This window comes from bacterium, assembly GCA_024228115.1.
Lineage (GTDB): Bacteria > Myxococcota_A > UBA9160 > UBA9160 > UBA6930.
This window is the reverse complement of sequence record JAAETT010000420.1, coordinates 1-20,647: the sequence shown is the minus strand read 5'-3', so window position 1 is coordinate 20,647 and position 20,647 is coordinate 1. Positions and strand designations below refer to the sequence as shown.

Here is a 20,647-nt window from a genome sequence, read left to right as displayed (position 1 = left end):
CGGACGACCTCGTGTAATACGGTCTCCTCGGGTCGGTGCCGCTCGTATGCCGGTGCAACACCGGAGGTGCGATGGCCCGGGTGCGAGGGGGAGCGGGCTGCGAGTTCGGTATCCACAACCGGCGAGCTCTGCGAACGGTATTCCGCGCCAGGAAGAGCCTGCGGAAAGCGAGAGTTGCCGACCGGGCCAATACGGGGACCGGGCTTCACGCCGACGGGATTCCCTGGGTTCACGCCGACCGAGGAGGCCTCTCATCTCGGGAGTCCTCAAGAGGCGGGCAACGCCCAGGCGGCTGCTTTCTGATTCACACCGAGCTGCACGGCGATGGCGCCTCCGGCGAGCTTCGATTCCGCATCTCACTTCGGATCTGGCGACTTCCACTGCGCTCGTCACACATGGGCCACCTTCGCCTTGGCTGCAGGTCGCAACGTTCGTTGGGTGGCGGACGTTCTCGGGTACGCAGATCCCGCTCTCACGTTGCGCGTGTACGCCCACGCGATGCCGGTTGAAGCCGCGGATCTCTCATTCGCGGAGTTCGGGCGGGGCTCGGAGCGGGAGAGTGGCGACCCCGGACGGCCCTATACGGCCCCTGGTTCCAAGCCTGCCTCGGAAAGCAAAGACGCCGCAGCCGTAAGTGCTTGCGACGCCAAGGGAATCGGTGGGGTGAGCGAGGGGAATCGAACCCCCGACCTCCAAGGCCACAACCTGGCGCTCTAACCAACTGAGCTACGCCCACCGCAGGAACGAGCGAGGCTAGACACGACCCGAAGGGGTGTCAATCAGCGCCATCTACCGTTCGCCGGGGGACGAGGCGGGCCGGCTAGATCCCCGATCCTCGCCAGGCGCTGGCTTCGGGCAGGGCGTCCAACTCCCCAGCGAGTTGTTCCAGGAGGCCGCCGCAGGCGATCGCGCAGAGCCGCGTCACGGTCGGATCCTCGATTCGGTAGATGCCGCGGTTGCCTTCGGAACGGCGGCTCACGATCCCTTCGCGACGCAGGACCGCGAGGTGCCGCGAGACGGTGGGTTGCTCCAGATCCACCTCGTCGACCAGCTCGCCGACTGAGGCTTCGCCCTGCATCAGCTGGTTCAGGATCCGCAGACGGCCGGGATCGCCGAGCACCCGGAAGCGGGTGGCGACCATTCTGAGGGCCTCTTCGGAGAGGGTGGGCGGCGGGGGGGCGCGGCGGGCCATGGCGAAATCCTATTGACGTCCCACAGGATTCGCAATATTCATATATCTACATATGATCTTCCGACAGCTCTTCGATCCGGAGACTTCGACCTATTCCTATCTCCTTGCCGATGAGGCGTCGCGCCAGGCGGTCTTGATCGACAGCGTGCTCGAGCAGCTGGAACGGGATGTTCTCCTCATCCGGGAGCTGGGTCTCGCGCTTCGTTTCGCCGTCGAAACCCATGTGCATGCGGATCACGTCACCGCATCGGGACGGCTGCGCGAGCAGCTCGGTGCCCAGGTGGCCGTCTGCGCTGCCGCTGGGGTTGCGAACGCCGACGTCGCGCTGGAGGACGGTGCCCAGCTTAGGATCGGTGCGCTCGAGCTCGAAGCTCGCCGCACGCCAGGCCATACCGCGGGCTGCATGACCTACGCCTGCCACGCGGAGGGCATGGCCTTCACTGGAGATGCTCTGCTCGTTCGGGGCTGCGGGCGTACCGATTTCCAGGAAGGCGATCCGCATACGCTCTTCCGATCCGTGCACGAGCAGATCTTCTCGCTGCCGGCGGAAACCCTGCTCTATCCGGGGCATGACTACCGGGGCCGAACGGTGACGACGGTTGCAGAAGAGCGAGGCTTCAGCCCGCGCCTCCGCGACGGAACGAGCGAGGAGGCCTTCGTGGAAATCATGAACGGTCTCGACCTGGCCTACCCGCGGAAGATCAAGCAGGCCGTACCTGCCAACCTCGCGAGTGGTCTCATCGAAGACACCAAGGCCGTGGCCTCCGAGCAGGAAGGCGAGCCTGGGGTGGCGGCCATGATGGATCGGCTCGGCCGGCAGGATGCCGAGCCCGCCTTCCTGGGTATGGGGATCTAGATGCCGAAGAACGCGCCGGCCTCCCACGTGAATCCCTATGAGAATCCGGACCTCTGGCGTTGGGCCGGAGGAATGGAGGGTGTGCCCGAGTGGATCGACCCGGGAGAGACCGTCGAAGAGAGGGAAGGGCGCGTCGCCTGGCAGGAGTTGGGGCACGAACGATTCTCGTTGTTAGGCGCCTTGCTGCCCGGCCTGGTCATCGCCATCGCGCTGGCATGGTTCGGGCGCCTCGCCTCCCAGGGAATCGGCAGTGGCCTGCTCGGGTTGGAGAAGAGTCCGATCAGCCCGATCCTCGTCGCGATCCTCGTGGGGCTCTTGATCCGCAATACCATCGGCCTGCCCTCGGTCTACGAAGCCGGCTTGCGTTTCGGCCTCCAGCGAGTGCTGCGGATCGGTGTCGCGCTCCTTGGTATTCGTCTCTCCCTGCTCACGGTCGGTGCGATCGGCCTGGCGGCGCTTCCCGTGGTGATCGCCTGCATTGCGACCGCACTTCTACTGGTAGGCGGCATCACGCGGGTGCTCGGGTTGCCGCGTCGCCTGGGAACGCTCATCGCGGTGGGTACCGCGATCTGCGGGAATACGGCCATCGTGGCGACGGCTCCTGTGATCGGAGCCGATGAGGACGAGACCAGCTACGCCGTCGGAACCATCACCGTCTTCGGCCTGCTGGCCCTGGTCGTGTATCCGTTCGTCGCCCTCGGCCTCTTCGATGGAGACGCTGCGCTCGCAGGGACGTTCCTGGGTACCGCCATCCACGACACGACACAGGTTGCAGGTGCAGGCCTGCTCTACATGCAGCAATACGCTTCGCCCGAAGCTCTGGATACGGCGACCGTTACGAAGCTCATGCGAAACCTGTTCATGATCGCCGTGATTCCGTTGATGGCGTTCATGTACCACGCAGAGGGCACCGACGAGCGGCCTACCGGGGATCGTCCTTCCGTTCGTTCGATGATCCCGGGCTTCGTATTCGGTTTCATCGCAATGGCTTTCCTCCGAACGATCGGCGATCTGGGAGATGCACCGTTTGCCGGCCTCATCACGGCAGAGACATGGAGTAGCCTCATCCGCTTCGTGTCCACCCTCTCGGCGTGGAGCCTCACCATTGCCATGGCGGCGGTGGGCCTCGGCACCAACCTGAAGCGTCTTCGCAGCCTCGGCCTCCGCCCGTTGGCGGCCGGCCTGGTGGCGGCATTGAGCGTCGGTGTGGTGAGCGCGCTCCTGGTGCGCGTCGTCGTGCCGTTCATGCAGCGGATCATCTCCTAGCCAAGCCCCGTTGCGGTAGGCTCGCTTCCTCGGCTTCAACGAGGAGGAGCGTCATGTCGAGCAATACGGAATTGGTGCGGGCGTTCTGTGAGGCGTGGTCTCGCCTCGATCCGGTCGAACTGGCGGGTTACTTCGCCGACGATGGGGTCTATCACAACATGCCGACCGGTCCGGTGAAGGGCCGCGCGGAGATCGAGACCTTCATCCGGGGGTTCGCCGGAAGTTGGACGAAGACGGATTGGGAGATCCTGAACCTGGCGGAAGTCGGCGACACCGTGATGGCGGAGCGGGTCGACCGCACGGAAATGGGGGACAAGAAGGTGGATCTCCCGTGCACCGGCGTATTCGAGATTCGGAATGGCAAGATCGCCGTCTGGCGGGACTACTTCGATCTCGGGAGTTACGTCCAGGCGATGCAGTAGAACGCGTGGGCCCTCCAAAGACGGAAAACCAACGAGTCTGCTTGCGCGGAAAGCGGGGTGGCTTCCTGAAACCTCGCCCACAAGGCGTGCGCGCTGTTTGTCGAGGGGGATTTTTGCCCCACTCATCGGGGTTCTGGATGCCCTCGTCCACCTCTCAGTCCGGCTCACCCCCGAAGTCGAAGACCAGGCGCCCCTTTCTTCGTGCTCGCACGAGTCGAGTGTCGGGTCGGGCAAAGGTCAGGCACGCCCCGGGGTACATCTTTGGGCTAGGTTACGGGGGGCCATCCTCGTTGAACCATCGGGGGCTTCGCTCCGACCACCCGGGACATGATCGACGTGCACGCCAAGCAGGGATGGCACTGTAGACGCAGCCGCGGCAATTCGGTTGGGCCGGCTCCCCATGCGCTGAGCGCCGTACTGCTCGCTGCACTTCTCGCGATTCCCGCAGCCACCCAGGCCCAGGACGTTGGGCTGGAACTCCGAGGCGCTGGAGACAAGATCGATCCGGGCGCCTCGCTTGAGATTTCGACCGGCGACGCTCCTGCCGAAGTTCGCGATCGCATTTCCTATGAGATCGATGACCTCGACGTCTCGGGTTTCGCCAGGCGAGAGGAAGGGGTGACGATCCTCGAAATGCCGGTGGCCCTGGCACCGGGGGTCCACCTCGTGCGCGCCATCGAGCAGTTGCCCGACGGCCGATTGCTCGAGCGCGGTGTCTGGACGATCGAAGTGCGCGCGCCCCGTTTTCAGGGTGGCGAGCTCTCAGGCAGTGTGGACGTCGAGGTCACGCGCCGAATGGCCGACCACCATGCGGAGGGCGCGCCCGAACGCCTGCAGGTTCGCGGTGCTGCCAACCTTCAGGGGAGCCTGCGCGGCGATGACTGGGAGGCCCAGGGTTACCTTCCGGTCCTCTTCGATCGGAGTGCCGGCTTCGCGAGTTCCGGCAGCTTCGAACAGCGGGATTGGGATCTCGGCGCCTACCTGTTCCAGGGTCGCAAGGGACCGTTCGGCGCCCGGGTAGGCCACTTCAGCCCGGACCCGCCGAGCTTGATCCTGGAGGGTTTCCATCGCCGAGGCGTGTCGGCCTCGGTTCAGTACGCGCCGTTGCGTTCTTCTCTCACGGCCTGGAGCCTCCGGGCCGATCCGATCACCGGTTTCCGTGAGGGCTTCGGTCTCGGGGATCGGGATCGGCGCGTATCCGGATTGACCGTGCAGGGCCAACCCGTCGAGATCCCCGGCGGTGTGCTCGACCTGGCCGCCACGTATCTCCGCGGGCGGACGGGAACGGGCAGCATTTCTGCTGGTGTTTCGGAACGCGACATCCGTTTGCTGGAGAGTGGCACGGCGTGGAGCGTCCGGGCAGACGGCTCGTTCTTCGATTCCCGTCTTCGGCTCCGGGGAGAATACGCGCGTACCCGCTACGACCCCTTCGTGAACATCGTCGGCACCTCGGAACGCGACGATGCGTGGAGCGTACTGCTCGGATTGGCACCGTGGCAGAACCTGATGCTCCTGGAGTTCCCCGTTCAGCTCGAAGCCGAGCTCGAGTTCCGCGAGGTCGGACGGCTCTTCCGCAGTATCGCGAATCCGGGCGCTCCGGTGGATCGATTCCTCCAACAGATACGCCTCGGCAGTAGTTGGGCCGGCCTCCAGGGCAGCGTCCTCTTCGGTCGCGAGCGGGACAACGTCGAAGATCTCGAGTTCCTGCCGCGTTTCCGGACCGATATCTTCGACGCGCAGCTCTCCTGGAGCCCATACTTCCAAACGCCACCGGAAACCCTCTGGCGGAAGCTCCTTGGCCAGCCCTACGTGCAGGTCGGTTGGACCCGGGAGCGCCTCAAGCCCACCCACTCTCCCGAGTCGGAGGATGTGCTGGGCGCACGCATCCTGGCCCGTGAGCAGACGGTGATCACCGACGACCTGGGCGCGGTCATCCAATCCTTTCCCGGCGCCGCGTTCCTCGACCCGACTGCCGGGTTGTTGGGTTCGGCGGCGCTCGTGCCTTCCAACGATTTCTTCGATCCCTTCGTCGGATTGCCCGTGTTCGTCTTCTCGGATCGGTCCTTCCGCACGACCGCGGTCGCCTTCGGCTCGAGCTACGACCGCGGAAGCTGGTCGGTCACCCACACGGTGCTGCGCTTCGAGGACAACACCCGCCAGGATCCGGATTCGCGCACAGATCTCAGCGGGGTCAATGGATCCGTCTACATTGGCAGCCGAACCAATCTCAGCCTCTCGCTCCAGCGGCAGCGCGAGAAATTCGAAGACCTGGGCTTCCAGCGAACGACCTGGCTGGGTTCCCTGAACCTGAATGCACAGATCGTTCCCGAGGTGCTCGACGGTTCCTTTACCGCTTCCCTCACTCGCTCGCGGGATTCCGTCTCGTCGGTGGATTCGCGCTTCACGACACTCAGTGGCCGCATGGACTGGCATGCCTGGCAGGCACGACCGACGCGGCCCGGCCTCACCCTTTCCCTCTTTGGAGTCTGGACGGATCTCCACGACAGCGTGAATCGCACGCTGGCCGTCAGTTCGTTCCAGGTCTTCTTGCAGGCGACATTGCGATGGCCCGTTCAACTCTGACTCCTCGTTTCATCGTGCTCGCGGCGCTGCTCATCTTGTTGGGTGCGGGCGAGGCCCAGGCCATCGCGTCGATCCGGGTGACACCTTCGAATGTTCCGCTCTCCGGCCTCCGGCCAGCGGATTCGACGCCGCTCAGTTTCGTGTGGACGGTGCAGACGGCGCCAGGCCCTGCGCGCAACCTCTCGTCCCCGGCCGGCGCCTTCGTGCTCGATACGGGCAGCCGCCAGACACTCTTGACCACGGGTCCCCTGGCGGTGCAGACCGCTCTCCCTGGGGGTGCGCTGGTCTTTGCGGAAACCGTCTCGCTGCCGAGCACCGTGATTGCCCAGGCCCAGGCCCAGGGTGCCCGGCGCATTCTCTACGTTCGTTCTTTCGAGGCGACCTACACGGTTCAGGAGCTGGCCCGGAACCCGCAGGGTGTTCCCTCGACCCTTGTGAACCGCAACGTACGAACCACGGCGGAAGCCGCGGCTGTGATCAATCTAGGCGGGGGAATGGGCGGCCCGCTCCAGATCTTCCGCCTGTTGCTGCGCTTCGACGATGGCTCACCCCTGCGCGTGCTTCCCCAGGCATCCGACCTGCGGGTCTTTGCCGACGTTTCCTACGAGGGCGGCGGAACACTCGAAGGAATCTGGGAAGTCGCGGACCCGAGCTCGACCGCGGGCGCGCCCGTCTTCGTACCACTCGGTCGGGTCTACCGTTTCCTCGGCGCCGGCCAGCGCGTTACGCTCGAAGGCCCGCCCCTGCCGACCCAGCACACCGGTCTTCATCTGGTCCGTCTTCGCGTCGAGGCGCCAGTCTCGACTGAAGCGGATCCGATCATTCGCTACCGGGTCGTCTCGCCGGGCGTGGTGGCTCCGCCGGTACGGCTCGCCGCCCACTGGCCGCCGGCTGGAATGCAACTCTCGCCGAAAACGTCCTTCCGTTGGCAGGCGCTGCCCGAGGCCGCGGCCTATCAACTCGAGCTTTTTTCCCGAAGTCAGGCGGGCGATCGCTGGGTGCCTCTCTTCTCGGAACGCGGCCAGGTGTTCCGCGATGTCCGCGGCCACGGTGGAAAACCGCTCCCGTACGAAGACGTCCATGCCACCGAGGGGCTCTCGGGGCCCGATCCGCTCTCTGAATTGGGAGAGCCGGCCACTGGCCTGCTGGTTCCCGCCGGGACCACCAGCACGGTTCTGAGCGCGGTCGCTTTGCGCCACGTGGAGATGAGTGAGCTCTACCTGTGGCGGGTTCGAGCCCTCGCGGCGGATGGATCGACCCTCGGGCTGAGCCCTCCTCGCCTGCTCCGCGCCCCGGGTGCAAACCTCGCCGAGGCACCGGAGGCTCCTTGAGTCGCCCCTCAGGGGAGGCGAACGAGGCCGAACGGGCCCTGCTGGCCCGTATCGCCGAAGGTGACGAACGCGCTCTGGAAGACCTATACCGGCGCTACCAGCCCCGCATCCTGGCCTTCGCCAATCAGCGATTGAACGATCTGGCCGCGGCTTCCGACACCCTCAACGAGGTGATGCTCGAAATCTGGAAGAGCGCATCTCGTTTCGAAGGGAGATCGAGCGTGGCAACCTGGATACTGTCCATTACCCGATTTCGAGTCATCGACCGGCTTCGCCAACGCGGTGATCGCGTCTTCGAGGACATCGAAGAATCGAGCCCCACGGATGCGGCGGCCAACGCCGAGGACGTGATGGCCGGAGCGGGAGATGCCTTGAGCGTGCGAGCCTGCATCGACGAGTTGCCGGTGGCCCAGCGTGAGGCGATCCACATGGCGTTCTTCCAGGAGCTCTCCTACACGGAAATCGCCCAGGTGATGGAATGCCCCGAGGGCACCGTGAAGACACGGGTCTATCACGCGAAGCGCGCACTCAAGCTCTGCCTGGGCCGCGGTGCCGAAGGGAGCCCGGGCCATGCCTGAGCTGGACCCCGCCGAGCGCAAAGCCATCGAGAAGTTGCTGCCCTTCCACGTGACCGGGACACTCGATCAGGAGGATCGGGAGCGCGTCGAGCACGCCCTCCATGCCGACGAGAGCTTGCGGGCCGAACTGACCTTCCTCGAGGCGCTACGGGATGGCGTGCGTGAAGCGACGGACGTGCCGGACGTCGGCGAGCTCGGCCTGGCCCGCATGCGTCGCAGCGTGCGCAGGGAACGCCGGCGCACCTTCGTTTCCCGCACCCTACGGCCGGCACTCGCACTGGCGGCTGGTATGGTCCTCGTGTTCCAGGCCGTGCTGTTGCTGCAACCGGGCGATGACGGTGCCCGCCTGGCCGGCCGAGCTGGTGCGGATCTCCAGGTGACGTTCGCCGCAGACGCAACCGAGGGCGAGCTTCGCGAGCTGTTGCAGAGCGTGGATGCCCAGATCGTCGATGGCCCCAGTGCCGTAGGCCTCTACCGCCTCGAGCTCGACCCCTCGCCCGAAGACGAGGCCGGTTGGGCGCGTGTGTTGGAGACCCTCGGCGGCAGGCCGGATCTCGTCACCTTCGTCGAGCGGGAGTAGGGCCGGTGCGTCGGGGTCTTCTGATACTTGGGCTTCTCCTGCTCGTGGCGCCGATGAGCGACGCCGCGGATACGTCCAAGAACCAACCCAAGGTGATTCGGGCGCCGGCCAGGAAGACGACGGTCTCTCCGAAGGCTACCGCGGCCCCTTCGAGGGGTCCGCTCGGGAGGACGCCGGGGAGGAGCTCCGACGGTCCGCCGAGCGCCGAGGAGACTCCGGCGCCCGAGGAGCCTCCGGCGCCCGAGGAGCCGCCGCCGAGCTACCGCGATGATTCCTACTACTACGATCCGGGTTGGACGCCGGGATACTCACCCTCTCCCGAGCCGACCACGGAACGTGTCGATCAGACCGGCGGCACGCTGCTTCGCGGGAGCGCACCGACCGCACCTCGGGCCATGGCGTCGGAGATGCGGGACGAACCCTCGCTCCATGAACCGGGCCAGGTGATCGTGATCCATGAGAGCATGAGCGATGCGCTGGCCTTCGCGAACGCTGAACAAGGCCAGTATCGAGTGCGTTTGCGCGAGCGCCTGGACGCCGTGGGGCTCGTCCTGACCGTCCTTCAGCCTCGTACCGAAGGGGACGCACCCGCGGCACGCGATGATCTTACGGGTCGCAACCCCGGGCTCCGGGCCGCGCTGAACCATCGTTATTCGCTCTCTGCCGGCGGGAAGCATTACGCTTCCAATCTGATTGGTTGGGGAGAGCCCGAACCTTCCTGTGGCAAGGGCTTGCGCCTCGGCATGCTCGATACGCTGGCCGATGCCGAGCATGAAGCACTCGAGGGCGCGTCCCTGGTGATGCACTCCGTGCTTCCCTCGGGCGCCAAACCGGCACCGGCGAACCACGGCACGGCGATCGCGGCGTTGTATACCGGCCGTTCCGATGGAGACTTCCCGGGCCTACTGCCAGCAGCGACCCTCCTCATCGCTGGCGCGTTTCGCGAACGGCCGGATGGCGAGATCGACGCCACGACCGATCGCCTGTTGGTCGGCATCGACTGGTTGCTCGGCCAGGGCGCGAACGTGGTGAGCTTCTCGTTCGTCGGGCCGCCGAACCCGGTGTTCGCGAGCGTGCTCGATGTTGCCGATCGAAAGGGAGTTGGCCTGGTGGCTGCCGTGGGCAACGCCGGGCCCGATACGCCCCCGGGCTTTCCTGCCGTTCTCGCGAAGGTCGTGGCGGTGACGGCCGTGGACGGGAAGCGCCGGGTGTACCGTGACGCCAACCGCGGGCCCGGCATCGACGTCGCAGCGCCTGGCGTGGATGTCTGGGTCCCGCGGCCCGGTCGTCGTGGGCACTACGTTTCGGGGACATCGTTCGCGGTGCCCTTCGTTGCCTCAGCCCTTGCGCGGGCCTCCCGTGGCCGAACCGCCGCCGAAGGGCGGGGATCGCTCTTCTCGCGCGTCCAGGATCTCGGAGAAGGGGGGCCAGACGAGACGTTCGGCCGCGGCCTCCTCCAGTTGGACCCCGATGCCGCTTGCGATTGAACCGGATCGCCCCGCGCCGTTCGACTCCCTATCCGTTTTCGGCTTCCCACTCCATCTATGACGTACCCGGAACGGGGTGCCGGTCGCAGAGGCGTGTGGCTTGTTGATAGGCGTAGGCCAGCTGTAGGACACCGAAGTCATCTCGGTGGCGACCGACGATCTGCACGCCCACTGGCAACCCCTCCGGGGTGAAGCCACAGGGGACCGAGATGGCCGGATGGCCCGTCACGGTCACGAAGTAGGCGGACTTCATCCAATCGATGTACGTCTGCATCTTCACTCCCGCGATCGCTTCCGGATAGGCGATATCGACATCGAAGGGCGGTACCTGATTGACGGGGAGGATCAGGAATTCGTACGCGTCCATGAACGTGTGCAAGCGCTGGAAGAGGGTGGTGCGCAAGCGTTCGGCGCGGCTCACGTCGTCCCCTTTCAAGGCCCATCCCTTCTGGATGTTCCATTGGATTGTGTCCTTCAGCCTTTCGAACGCCGCGTCAGGCAGGCCTGCGAAACCGCTGGCGAAGGTCCAGGCCCGGAGCGTATGGAAGGCTTCGTCAGCACCCGTCCAGTCGATGCCCGTGCTTTCGATCTGACAGCCGATCTCCGAGAAGCCGGGCAGGCCCGCTTCGAGTGCCTCCGCCACGCGCGGGTCGATGGGCAGGCCGCCGACGTCCGCATCGAAGGCGATGCGCACGCCTTTGAAATCGCGGGCCAGGGGTTCGGCGAAACGTTCGCCTGGGGTGTCGAGAGAAATCGGAGCGCGGGGGTCCGGGCCGGCCATGGCCGAGAAGAGCAGGGCGGTGTCTTCGACCGTGCGCCCCATCGGCCCGAGCACTGAGAGGCTTTCCCACCCGAGTGGCGCGGGCACATGGGGTACGCGACCCGGAGACGGACGGAATCCGACCACGTTGCAGAAGTTGGCCGGGTTGCGCAGAGAGCCCCCCATGTCGCTTCCATCGGCGATGGGGAGCATGCCCGCTGCCAGGGCCACGGCTGCGCCGCCGCTGCTCCCGCCGCAGGTCTTCGACAGGTCCCATGGGTTGCGCGTCGCGCCGAAGACTTCGTTGAAGGTCTGGGAGCCGGCGCCGAATTCCGGGACGTTCGTCTTTCCGATCGTGACCGCACCCGCCGCGCGCAGGCGTGTCACGATCAAGTCGTCGTGCTTCGGGACATGCTCGGCCAGCAGCGACGAGCCTGACGTGCTGCGAATGCCGGCCGTCATCACCAGATCCTTGTGGGCGATCGGCAGGCCATGGAGTGCGCCAAGCGACTTTCCGCGGGCCTGCTTCTCGTCGGCCTCGGCAGCCCAGGCGAGGGCACGCTCGGGAACCAGCGTGACAATTGCGTTCAGGGCCGGGTTCCGGGCCTCGATCCGCCCGAGATACGCCGTGACGAGTTCCCTGGCGGAGAGCTCGCCCCGTCGGATCAGGGCCGCAAGCTCCAGAGCCGTCCGATCACAGAGGGGAGGCTCCCTCCTTTCCGTCTGCAAGGAATCTCCCCCTCTCGACGGCGAGGATACTCGATTCCGACGTTTCCTCGGACGACACGATCGTCCCCGGCTCGGCCTGGACGGAATTCCGCTCCCCCGGGGTGAGATTCGGAGGGATGAAGCCAGACATTGCTGCTTCTGGGGATATTTCGCGTAACGACACACCATGCGGCGGTGTAAGGTGAGTAGTCGAAGAGGGTCAGCATGCCGGAACCGATGTTGTCTGCCCCTGATCAGGCGAAAACGAGGGAAACCGCCGCCGAGAGATGCTCCGCGTCGTTCACCAGGCAGCTTGGATTCAAGGTCGCGGGCCTTCTCCTCATCGTGCCGCTGGTCCTGGCGGCGAACTGCGGCCCCTTCAAGGGAATCGCGATCCTGGAGCCCGTTCCGGGCGAACTCCAGGCCGACGATTCCGTCCGTTTGGAGGCCCGGTTCGCGGCCGCCATCGACGAGTCCACAGCGGCCGTGATGCTCGACGGGGTCGACCTGATCCAGCAACTCGGTCTGGTGCCGCCCTTCACCGGCCAGGGTGGCAATGTGATGATCGGCCCGGACCTCGTCGTGGTCAGCGATTTCGGCCTCGATCCCGATGGCCCCTATCCGCAGTTGAGTCTCGACGCCGGTGGCCTCTCGCTCGGTACCCATGACTTCGAGGTCCAAGGATTCCGGCCGTCGGATGGCGTTACGGTCATCGCCACGAAGGATTTCGTCATGGTAGGCGCCCTCGATGAGAAGGTTCGCGCAATCACCGCGGCCGGTTTGCTGGAGCCTTCGAAGACGAAGGGTGGCTTCCATCTCGGCAACGCTTCAGTCGGCGACGCGTCCGCCGGAGCCCCGGTCGCCTACCCGGACGGCTCCGAACTCCGATCCGGCATCGTAGAGACGGTCGAAGCCCGGCTCGCGGGCGGAACTCCGTAGTGCTCGGCTTCCTTTCTGGAGGAGACTCCTTGCGAATCAAATCAGCCGCTTTGACGTTGGTGCTCTTGCTTGCCGCCGCAGCGGGCGCGGTAGCTCCGGGCGTGCCCGGCAGCTTCAACTATCAGGGCGTGCTGCTCGATAGCGGGGGGCAGCCGCAGACCGGCCCCGTCGATCTCACCGTCCGGCTCTGGGATCAGGGCTTCTCCGGCACGCTCCTCTACAAGCAGGACCGTGACAACACGGTTCTGGTGGACGGCGTCTTCTCCATCCTCATCGGACCGACCGGCATCGCGACGGATACCCCGACCAACCCGCTCACCACGACCCTGGTGGATGCGCTCAGCATGGACCTGGGTGCCTCGGGAGACATCTGGATCGAGGTCTCGGTCGACGGGAACGCACCTCTCGGCCGAAACCAGCTGCAGGCAGTCCCGTTCGCGGTCAAGGCGGAAACGGCCGAGCAGGCGACGAACGCGGTGAACATCCTCACCGCCGGCGGCGTGAGCGGAGGCATCCTCGACTCGATCTGGCAGGATTTCGCCTTCGACGGGGGAGACCCTCCCAATTCGGATCCGAGCGAAGGGACCGCAGACACCGACGCGGATGGCGTTCCGAATTTCCTGGACTCGGACAACGATAACGACGGCTTCATCGATGAAGTCGAACTCGCGCAGGGCTCGAACATCAACCTGATCACGCCCCGAATCGATTCGTTCTCGGGAAGTGGCTCCGCGTTCGTGGCCCTTCCGCTCACCGCGACGGGAGGCAGCTTCGACCCATCAATGAACGTGACCGTGGGCGGCACCGGAGTTTCGCCTACGGCCGTCACCCCCACGAGCTTCGATTTCGTGGCGCCGGCCATGCCAGTAGGGGCGTATCCGGTCGTCGCGCTCCATCCAAACGGAGAGTCCGGTTCGGCGGATCTCACCTACCTTGCATTGGTTCCGCAGCTGACGTCGTTCTCGGCGGACGGTTCACTCCTGGAAGCGATCTTGATCCAGGCCACGGGGAGTGACTTCGACCCGGGAATGACGGTCACCGTCGGTGGCACTGCCGTCACCCCGATGTCGGTGACGCCAACGACCTTCGATTTCCTGGCGCCACCGATGCTACCTGGCCCCCATCCTGTGGTCGTGACGGTTCCCAGTGGAGGGATGGCGTCCCTGGACCTGACGTATGTCTTCGATCGCTCCCTACTCGGCGGGGACCCGGTCGAGGCGGTGGCTCTCGGAGTGGATCAGCTGCTCGCGCATACCGACGCCGACTACTTCCGGGACACCTTGGACGACGGGCAAGTCGTCCTCGGCTCCGTCCAGTCGGTCGCCGGTTCGGAGGGCGGTACCACCTCGATCCATTGGGATTCCACGGGCCGCCTGGCCGCATTCCGATTGAATTCGAGCACCTTCTTCACCGAGTTGATCGTGGATGCGGATCTCGACGGCGATCTGGAGGCCGCGGAGGCCATCACGCTCGAGAGCGTTGGGGTAAACCGGACGCATGGCGCGAGCCTCGTCCACGACGGCTCCGACAGGGTTGCGATCGGGTATCTCCGCTCCACGTCAACAGAAACCCGCGTGCGGATCTATCACGACCGGGATGGCAACGGAGACTTCGCGGGACCCAAGGAGGCTGTCACCGCCGAGGCTCGCCCGGGCGTCACGATCAACTCAAAGGCGATCGGCGAACTCGCGGCTGATTCGGCCGGCCGGCTGGCCTACGTATCCGATGATCAGCTGGCTTCCGCGCTCAAGGTTGCGTGGGATCGGAATGGCGACGGTGACTACAACGATATGGTTGGCACGAATCCGGAGAAATTCGTGGCGGCAACCGCGCTACCGTTCTGCCTGGGAACCGACTTCGATGGTTCGGATGCCCTGGTCATCGTGTACGGCGATATCAATGGGTTCCACCTGCTGCGGGATCTCAGCGGTGATGGCGACTTCGCCGATGCCGGCGAAGCCGTCACGCTCGCACCCGTCTCCCAAGTGGACCTACCTGAGGGCTGTGATGTCGATGCGAGCGGCAGCGGGCTGGCAATTTCCGTCACGGACGGAGCCAATCTGAGCCTGCTCGTCGATCGCAATGGCGATGGCGACTTCGCCGATACCAACGAGAACACCTTGGAAGGCACCGCGAACTCGGGCCCGATCGCGGTGGAGCGGCTGGGCAACGGCACGGTGGTCGTGCACACCCAGGAGGGATTGGTGGAGGATCCGAACTAGCCCGGCAGAGCCCTTTCCTGGGCAAGGAGACTCGATTTTGGTCTCTCCTCGGATTGCGGTACCCATCGGGTATCCACTTCGAGGAGATCCCCATGGCCGAGCCTGCTGGACCCAAGATCAACCCGGGTGACATCCTGGGTTGGCCGATTCTGAAGATCGACTACCCCACCGATGCGGATCGGATCGCGGCGCTTCTTCCCCCGGGCATCGATCCGGCCGCGAGCGCAAACGTCCGTCTTTCGATCTACAACTTCCCCGTGCCGGACGAGCCCGAATACGGCGTGGTCGTGAGTGTGGATGCGGACTACCGCGGCACGCCCGGTCTCTACGCGCTTGGCTACGGCATCGACCAGGAATCGGCCATCTTCATCAGCCGGGACATGAATGGTCAGCCGAAGTATCCCTGTGCCATCACCTACTACCGGCTGGGCGCGAGCATTACGGCACGCTGTTCCCACCAGGGCTACACGTTCATCGAGTTCAAGGGCCAGACGACGGGCGTCGCCGAGAACCCGGAACCCTTCACCGAGCACGAGTGGTGGATCAAGGTTTCGCGCGCAGTGGGTGGTGCGGAGAAGGCCTACGATTTTCCGCCCCACGTGGTGAAGGTCGCGACGACCTATCAGACCTTTCATCAGGAGACGGCCCAGGGTGAGCTGGTGCTGCGGGAGAGCCCCTGGGACCCGATCGCCGAGCTGTTGCCCCGGCGCGGGGATCTGAGCGCACGGCTCTGGACGGCCATGCCGACGAGCCGGGAAATCACACTGGAAGGTGCGCTCGATCCGGACGCGTTCTGGCCCTACGCGGATACGATCGGAGGCTCGCGTTGGCCTGGCACCTCGGGAGGCCCAAACCGCTAGACAAGCCAGTATCCCCGTGGGGATACTCCGAATTGATCTAGTACTATCGAGCACTATACTCAGGATTCATCCTGAGAGGGTTGCCGATGGCCTCGATTCGCAAGCAACGAGACGTCCACGAGATCCGCGAGTGCCGTACGACCGAGCGGGGCCCGCGGCAATACACGCTCGCACGATTCAAGGATGTGTTGACGCCCGAGGTCCTCGACGAAGCGGCCGCCCGGGCGCATCTGCCATTCGATCGCGAGCGTCTCGTCGCGCGTGCCCGAGCCCGCGGAATCGCCGTCTCGCGCCATCGAACGCATGCGACCGCGCGCAAGTTCCTTGCCGAGTTGCGGCGGGGCATGTTGCCCGAGCCGAGCCTGGTGGCCCAGCTAAGAGGAGCCCTCGCGGCCGCAGAGGAACAGCCGCTCCCGGCCCACCTGACCGACGCCGCAGATTGGCTCGGTCGCAGCGAAGCTGCGCGAGGCAAGGCGCTACGCGGCCTTCTGCGTGTCGCGAGCCGGGTCGTCCACTCCCGCGGGCCGCGGCGTGAAGCGTCCCCCGAGCCCTTTCCCCGTTTCAGTTCCGGTGAGCCCGCCTAGCATTCCGAGAAGCCTGCATGCTACTCGACGAACAGATCGTGTCGATCGAACGGATCTTCCAAGCGGAAGACATTCCACACGCCTTTGGCGGCGCCCAGGCTCTCGGCTACTACGGCAGCATTCGAGCGACCCACGATATCGACGTGAACGTGTTCCTGGGCGTGGACCAGGCCGAGCGTGTCTTCGGGACCCTCGCTGCCCTGGGCGCAGCGGTCAGCAACCCCGGCCTGCGCCATCTCGTCGCCCGCGACGAACAAGTGCGCGTGTTCTGGGACGACACGCCCATCGATCTGTTCTTTGCCTACGACGCCCTGCACATGAGTTCGATGGGGCGTCGCCGGCGCGTGGATTTCTACGGCGACCCGATCCATATCCTGAGTGCAGAAGACCTGATCACCTACAAGGCCACCTTCAATCGCGAGAAGGATTGGAACGATATCGCCGGGATGATCTACGCCTGCGACGCTCCCCTCGATTTCGACTACGTCCGAACGTGGCTGGCTCGCATCGACGGGCCCGAGGGGCTGCGGCTCGAGCGGCTCGAGCGATTGATCGCTTCGGGAGGGCAGGATCTGGGCGGCTGATTCGGGTGTCTACTCCAGCACACCCGCAACGGCCAGCTCGGCGAAGCGTTCATCGTCGTAGCCCAGGAGTTGGCTCAGGACGTCGAAGTTGCCGGCGCCGAGGCTCGGGAATTCGGTGGGGACGCGAGCCGGCGTGCGTGAGAGACGTGAGCGTGAAGTCTCCACGACCGTGGGCACGCTGCCGCCCTCGACCCGGACGAAGTGGCCACGCGCCTGGAGTTGGGGATCCTCCGAGAGGCCCTGGCTATCGAGCACGCAATGGGCGGGGATGCCTTGTGCGATCAATGCGGTCTCGAGCTCGGCGCCGTCCCGCCCGGTCGTGAGTTCTGCCAACGCGAGGTCGAGCGCTTCCGCGTTGCGCTGCCGGGTAGCGAGGGAGTCGAAGCGCGGGTCGGATGCCAGGGAGCCTGCCCCGAGTACCTCGCAGAGTGCCTCCCACTCATGGTCGTTCCGAGCCGCGAGCGCGATCCAGCGATCCTCTCCAGCCACCGGAAAACAGCCGTGGGGCGCCATGTCTTCGTCTTGATTGCCCTCGCGTGTCCAGATCTCGCCGTTCGTGGTGTAGGCGAGCACCGCAGGAGCCAACGCGTGAAGGGAAGCCTCGGCCTGGGAGAGATCGATGTGCTGGCCTTCCCCAGTGCGCCGCCGATGCTCGAGGGCCGCCAGCACCGCCGAGGCGTTGAACCTCGGAGCGATGTAGTCCGTGTAGGCGCCGAAGGGGCTGGCCGGCGGGCGATCCTGCCAGCCCGTCAGTTCCGAGAAGCCGCAGACCGCGCCGGCCAGGTTGCCATAGCCTGCAAAGCGTGAGATCGGTCCGGTCTGTCCCATCAGGCAGGTGGAGAGCATGATGAGCTCGGGCTTCTCCATGCGCAGGGTCTCGTAGTCGAAACCCAGCTTCGCCATCGTGCCCGGTGCGAAGGATTCGCAGACGACGTCGGCCCATTGCACGAGGTCGAGGATCACCTGGCGCCCCTCGGGGTTGGCCAGATCGAGCGTGAGCATCTGCTTGCCCGTGTTGGCCGTATGGAAGACGACGGAGGCGTCCTCGCCGGACACGCCACCGGCGAAGGGCCGCAGCGTGCGACATACGTCGAGGCGGGAGGTGGATTCGACGCGGATCACCGTTGCACCGTAGTCGCATAACATCCGCGTGGCGATCGGGCCTGCGAGTGCCCACATGAAGTCGAGGATCTTCACGCCATCGAGCGGGAGCCCAGGCGGGCCGCTCGGCCCCGCCGCGGCCGGCACGGCACGCGGCTCGCGCCGGTCTTCGAGCACCTCGCTCTGATGCTCGCCGAGGCGCGGGGCGCGTCCGCCCTGCGTGAGAGGACTGCGAGAGAGCTTCGCCCACGGACCACACGCCACGGTATGGCCCTTGCCGTCGGGGCGTTCGGTTCGCATGAAATAGCCCCGCTCTTCGAATTGCTCGCTCTTGGCCACATCTTCCGGGGTACTGACTGGAGCGACGAGAAGACGGCGTTCCATGGCCAGTGCGAGCAGTTCCTGCTTCGTCTTTGATGCTGTCCAAGCCGCGATGGCGCTCTTGGCGGCCTCGAAGTCATCGAACGTCCGTTTTCCCGCCAACACCAATGCGAAGAAATCGACCCAGTCCGTATCTCGCATCGCATCATCGCAGAAACCGTCCTCATGGACACAGGCCATCAGGCGTGCGGTCGCGGGCCCGACCGTCGAGCCGAAGAGATGGGTGATGGAGACGAAGCCATCAAGTGCCGGGTAGCCGAAGCGCACGACGATCGGCCCGAGCTTGAGCCCACCCGCGAAGCGCTGCGCTCCCGCCTCGCCGACCTGAGCGGCCACCAGATCCGACTGGGTCGCGAGCGTCACCGCCTGCTGCGCCGAGATATCGATGTGCTGGCCGAGCCCCGAACGCTGGCGCTCGTGAAGTGCCACGAGCACCGCCACGTTCGCCTCGATTCCGGCGTGGAAGAAGGCCTGCGGCACGCGAATGCGCACGGGAGCCCGGTCATCGTCGCCGGTCAGCCAGAGGGGACCGCCCGCTGCGAGGAGGGTGAGGTCGGTCGCGGGCCACGCCGCTTTGGGTCCGTCCTGGCCGAACGCCGTGATGGAGACGTAGATGAGGCCCGGGTTCAGCGAGGCCAGCTCCTCGTAGCCGAACCCTTCCGCGGCCAGGGCCCCGGGCGCATCGGACTCGATCCACACGTCGGCGGTCGTAGCCAGCTCCCGGAGCTTCGCGCGGCCCTCATCGGTCGTCCGGTCGAGCATGACGCTGCGCTTGCCCCGGGCGTAGGACCACCAGAACAGCGAACGCTCGGCGCCCGGCTCACCATCGGCAAAGGGTCCGAGCCGTCGGGCCGGGTTGCCATCCGGGGGCTCGACGCAGATCACGTCCGCCCCCAGGTCGGCGAGCATCATCCCGCACATCTGGCCTCGATCATCGGAAAGATCCAGCACCCGGCAGCCATCCAGCAAATCAGTCTCCCTTCGCCCAGCGCCCATCCTACACCGGGTGGGGGCCGTCAGGAACCACCGGAAAAGCTAGGCTGGGCCCATGACGAGGCGTCTTCTCCTGCCGACGATCCTGCTGCTCATGGCGACATCCACGCTCGGATGCAGGGCCATGTTTCAGTGGTGGATCACACCGGCGCCCTTCGATTCGCACACGCCGCCGCCGGCCCCGGACTACGCCGAGCTCGCCAGCTGGGCGGCCCACCCCGACGTCTCCGACCCGGCTGATCTGGTGCCGCCCGGTTCCGATGCGGTCGATCGGCAGGCCGAAGCGCCGGTCGATGTCTTCTTCCTCCACCCGACGACCTACTACAACGGCGAGCACTTCAACGCTCCCTGGGACGACCCGGACGCTGCAGAGATCACGGATACCGGCGTGATGGCCACCCAGGCGAGCAGCTTCAACGGAGCAGGCCGCATCTTCGCCCCCTATTACCGGCAGATGGCCCTGGGCGGCTACTTCACGCCCGACAAAGCCAAGGGCCTGGAACTGGCCTACACCGATGTGGAACGCGCCTTCGACCACTGGCTGAACGAGCGGAGCGGGGGCCGTCCCTTCATTCTTGCCAGCCACAGCCAGGGCAGCCGGCACGCCCAGACACTACTGCAAGAACGCTTCTCGGGCGAAGAGGGCCGGGCGCTCCGCGAGCGACTCGTCGCGGCCTACCTGATCGGCGGCTGGATCCCCACGACGAAGTTAGGTGCGGAGCTCCCGCTGCCTGCCTGCGAAACCGCGCAGGACACGGGCTGCCTGATCGGCTGGCGCACCGTCAGCGCCGATGCCGAGCCCCGCTCCGAGATCAACGAACTCGAAGCGCCGGAGACCAACCTGTGCACCAATCCGTTGTCGTGGACCCGAGGCGACACGCGCGCACCGGCCAGCGAGCACCTGGGCGCTCTGCCCCTCGGCCAGAACGACCGCAACGCGCTCCCTCCGATCACGGTCGAGATGCTTGGCGCCCGCTGCAGCGCTGGCCAGCTGCAGATCGATCCGACGCCCGAGGGCGACGGCTGGGACGTCCTCGTCCGCCAGGGCAACTTCCACGTCTACGACTACGCCCTCTTCACGATGAATGTCCGCGCAAACGCCGAGCAGCGGGTCGCTGCCTACCTCGCGAGCGACGCGAGGAGATAGCTCGCTACCCTTCTCGCCACGACGCCCCGGTAGCTCAGTTGGATAGAGCGGCTGCCTTCTAAGCAGCGGGTCG

The 20,647-nt window shown here is 65.8% G+C and carries 17 protein-coding genes and 1 tRNA gene; 14 read left to right on the top strand and 4 right to left on the bottom strand.

All coding sequences use genetic code 11. The annotated features are described in order from the left end of the window. Positions 1 to 659: 659 nt before the first annotated feature. Positions 660 to 736: transfer RNA gene (locus tag GY937_17975), tRNA-His, on the bottom strand. An 84-nt stretch (positions 737 to 820) separates the two neighbouring features. Continuing rightward, entirely contained in the window at positions 821 to 1,192 is a 372-nt protein-coding gene (locus tag GY937_17970; GenBank protein MCP5058592.1) for a winged helix-turn-helix transcriptional regulator, read from the bottom strand. A 52-nt stretch (positions 1,193 to 1,244) separates the two neighbouring features. Here GY937_17970 and GY937_17965 point away from each other — a divergent pair, with 52 nt between their 5' ends. From GY937_17965 to GY937_17930, 8 genes are all read left to right on the top strand, one after another. After that, entirely contained in the window at positions 1,245 to 2,048 is an 804-nt protein-coding gene (locus GY937_17965) for an MBL fold metallo-hydrolase (protein MCP5058591.1), read from the top strand. Continuing rightward, complete coding sequence (locus GY937_17960) at positions 2,049 to 3,314, top strand: putative sulfate exporter family transporter (protein MCP5058590.1); 1,266 nt, start codon at positions 2,049 to 2,051, stop codon at positions 3,312 to 3,314. It begins immediately after the preceding gene. A 53-nt stretch (positions 3,315 to 3,367) separates the two neighbouring features. Beyond that, positions 3,368 to 3,736 (top strand): limonene-1,2-epoxide hydrolase, encoded by a 369-nt coding sequence (locus GY937_17955; protein MCP5058589.1) that lies wholly within the window; start codon positions 3,368 to 3,370, stop codon positions 3,734 to 3,736. A 327-nt stretch (positions 3,737 to 4,063) separates the two neighbouring features. Then, complete coding sequence (locus GY937_17950; GenBank protein ID MCP5058588.1) at positions 4,064 to 6,319, top strand: hypothetical protein; 2,256 nt, start codon at positions 4,064 to 4,066, stop codon at positions 6,317 to 6,319. Then, complete coding sequence (locus GY937_17945) at positions 6,301 to 7,650, top strand: hypothetical protein (GenBank protein MCP5058587.1); 1,350 nt, start codon at positions 6,301 to 6,303, stop codon at positions 7,648 to 7,650. The genes GY937_17950 and GY937_17945 overlap by 19 nt, the downstream gene beginning before the upstream one ends. Continuing rightward, on the top strand, positions 7,647 to 8,228 hold the full coding sequence (locus GY937_17940; protein MCP5058586.1) for a sigma-70 family RNA polymerase sigma factor: 582 nt from the start codon (positions 7,647 to 7,649) through the stop codon (positions 8,226 to 8,228). Before GY937_17945 ends, GY937_17940 begins: the two co-directional genes overlap by 4 nt. Next, a complete protein-coding gene (locus tag GY937_17935) occupies positions 8,221 to 8,808 on the top strand; it encodes a hypothetical protein (GenBank protein ID MCP5058585.1) in 588 nt (195 codons plus the stop codon). The genes GY937_17940 and GY937_17935 overlap by 8 nt, the downstream gene beginning before the upstream one ends. 5 nt (positions 8,809 to 8,813) lie before the next feature. Continuing rightward, positions 8,814 to 10,295, top strand: coding sequence for a S8 family serine peptidase (locus GY937_17930; GenBank protein ID MCP5058584.1), 1,482 nt, complete (start codon positions 8,814 to 8,816; stop codon positions 10,293 to 10,295). Between the two features lie 55 nt (positions 10,296 to 10,350). On the opposite strand, the gene GY937_17925 is transcribed toward GY937_17930, so the two are convergent. Next, complete coding sequence (locus GY937_17925) at positions 10,351 to 11,952, bottom strand: amidase (GenBank protein MCP5058583.1); 1,602 nt, start codon at positions 11,950 to 11,952, stop codon at positions 10,351 to 10,353. A 36-nt stretch (positions 11,953 to 11,988) separates the two neighbouring features. On the opposite strand from GY937_17925, the gene GY937_17920 reads away from it, so the two are divergent. The 5 genes from GY937_17920 (at position 11,989) to GY937_17900 (ending at position 16,952) form a co-directional block, all read left to right on the top strand. Continuing rightward, positions 11,989 to 12,702 (top strand): hypothetical protein, encoded by a 714-nt coding sequence (locus GY937_17920; GenBank protein MCP5058582.1) that lies wholly within the window; start codon positions 11,989 to 11,991, stop codon positions 12,700 to 12,702. Between the two features lie 29 nt (positions 12,703 to 12,731). Beyond that, on the top strand, positions 12,732 to 14,924 hold the full coding sequence (locus GY937_17915; GenBank protein ID MCP5058581.1) for a hypothetical protein: 2,193 nt from the start codon (positions 12,732 to 12,734) through the stop codon (positions 14,922 to 14,924). A 92-nt stretch (positions 14,925 to 15,016) separates the two neighbouring features. Next, positions 15,017 to 15,784: an acetoacetate decarboxylase family protein gene (locus GY937_17910; protein ID MCP5058580.1), complete on the top strand. Its 768-nt coding sequence runs from the start codon at positions 15,017 to 15,019 to the stop codon at positions 15,782 to 15,784. Between the two features lie 86 nt (positions 15,785 to 15,870). Then, positions 15,871 to 16,368, top strand: coding sequence for a hypothetical protein (locus GY937_17905; protein MCP5058579.1), 498 nt, complete (start codon positions 15,871 to 15,873; stop codon positions 16,366 to 16,368). A gap of 17 nt (positions 16,369 to 16,385) precedes the next feature. Continuing rightward, a complete protein-coding gene (locus GY937_17900) occupies positions 16,386 to 16,952 on the top strand; it encodes a hypothetical protein (protein ID MCP5058578.1) in 567 nt (188 codons plus the stop codon). A gap of 9 nt (positions 16,953 to 16,961) precedes the next feature. Here GY937_17900 and GY937_17895 read toward each other — a convergent pair whose 3' ends face one another. Continuing rightward, positions 16,962 to 19,403, bottom strand: a complete 2,442-nt coding sequence (locus tag GY937_17895; protein MCP5058577.1) for a CoA transferase — start codon at positions 19,401 to 19,403, stop codon at positions 16,962 to 16,964. A 79-nt stretch (positions 19,404 to 19,482) separates the two neighbouring features. On the opposite strand from GY937_17895, the gene GY937_17890 reads away from it, so the two are divergent. After that, positions 19,483 to 20,574: a DUF3089 domain-containing protein gene (locus GY937_17890; protein MCP5058576.1), complete on the top strand. Its 1,092-nt coding sequence runs from the start codon at positions 19,483 to 19,485 to the stop codon at positions 20,572 to 20,574. Positions 20,575 to 20,647 lie beyond the last annotated feature (73 nt).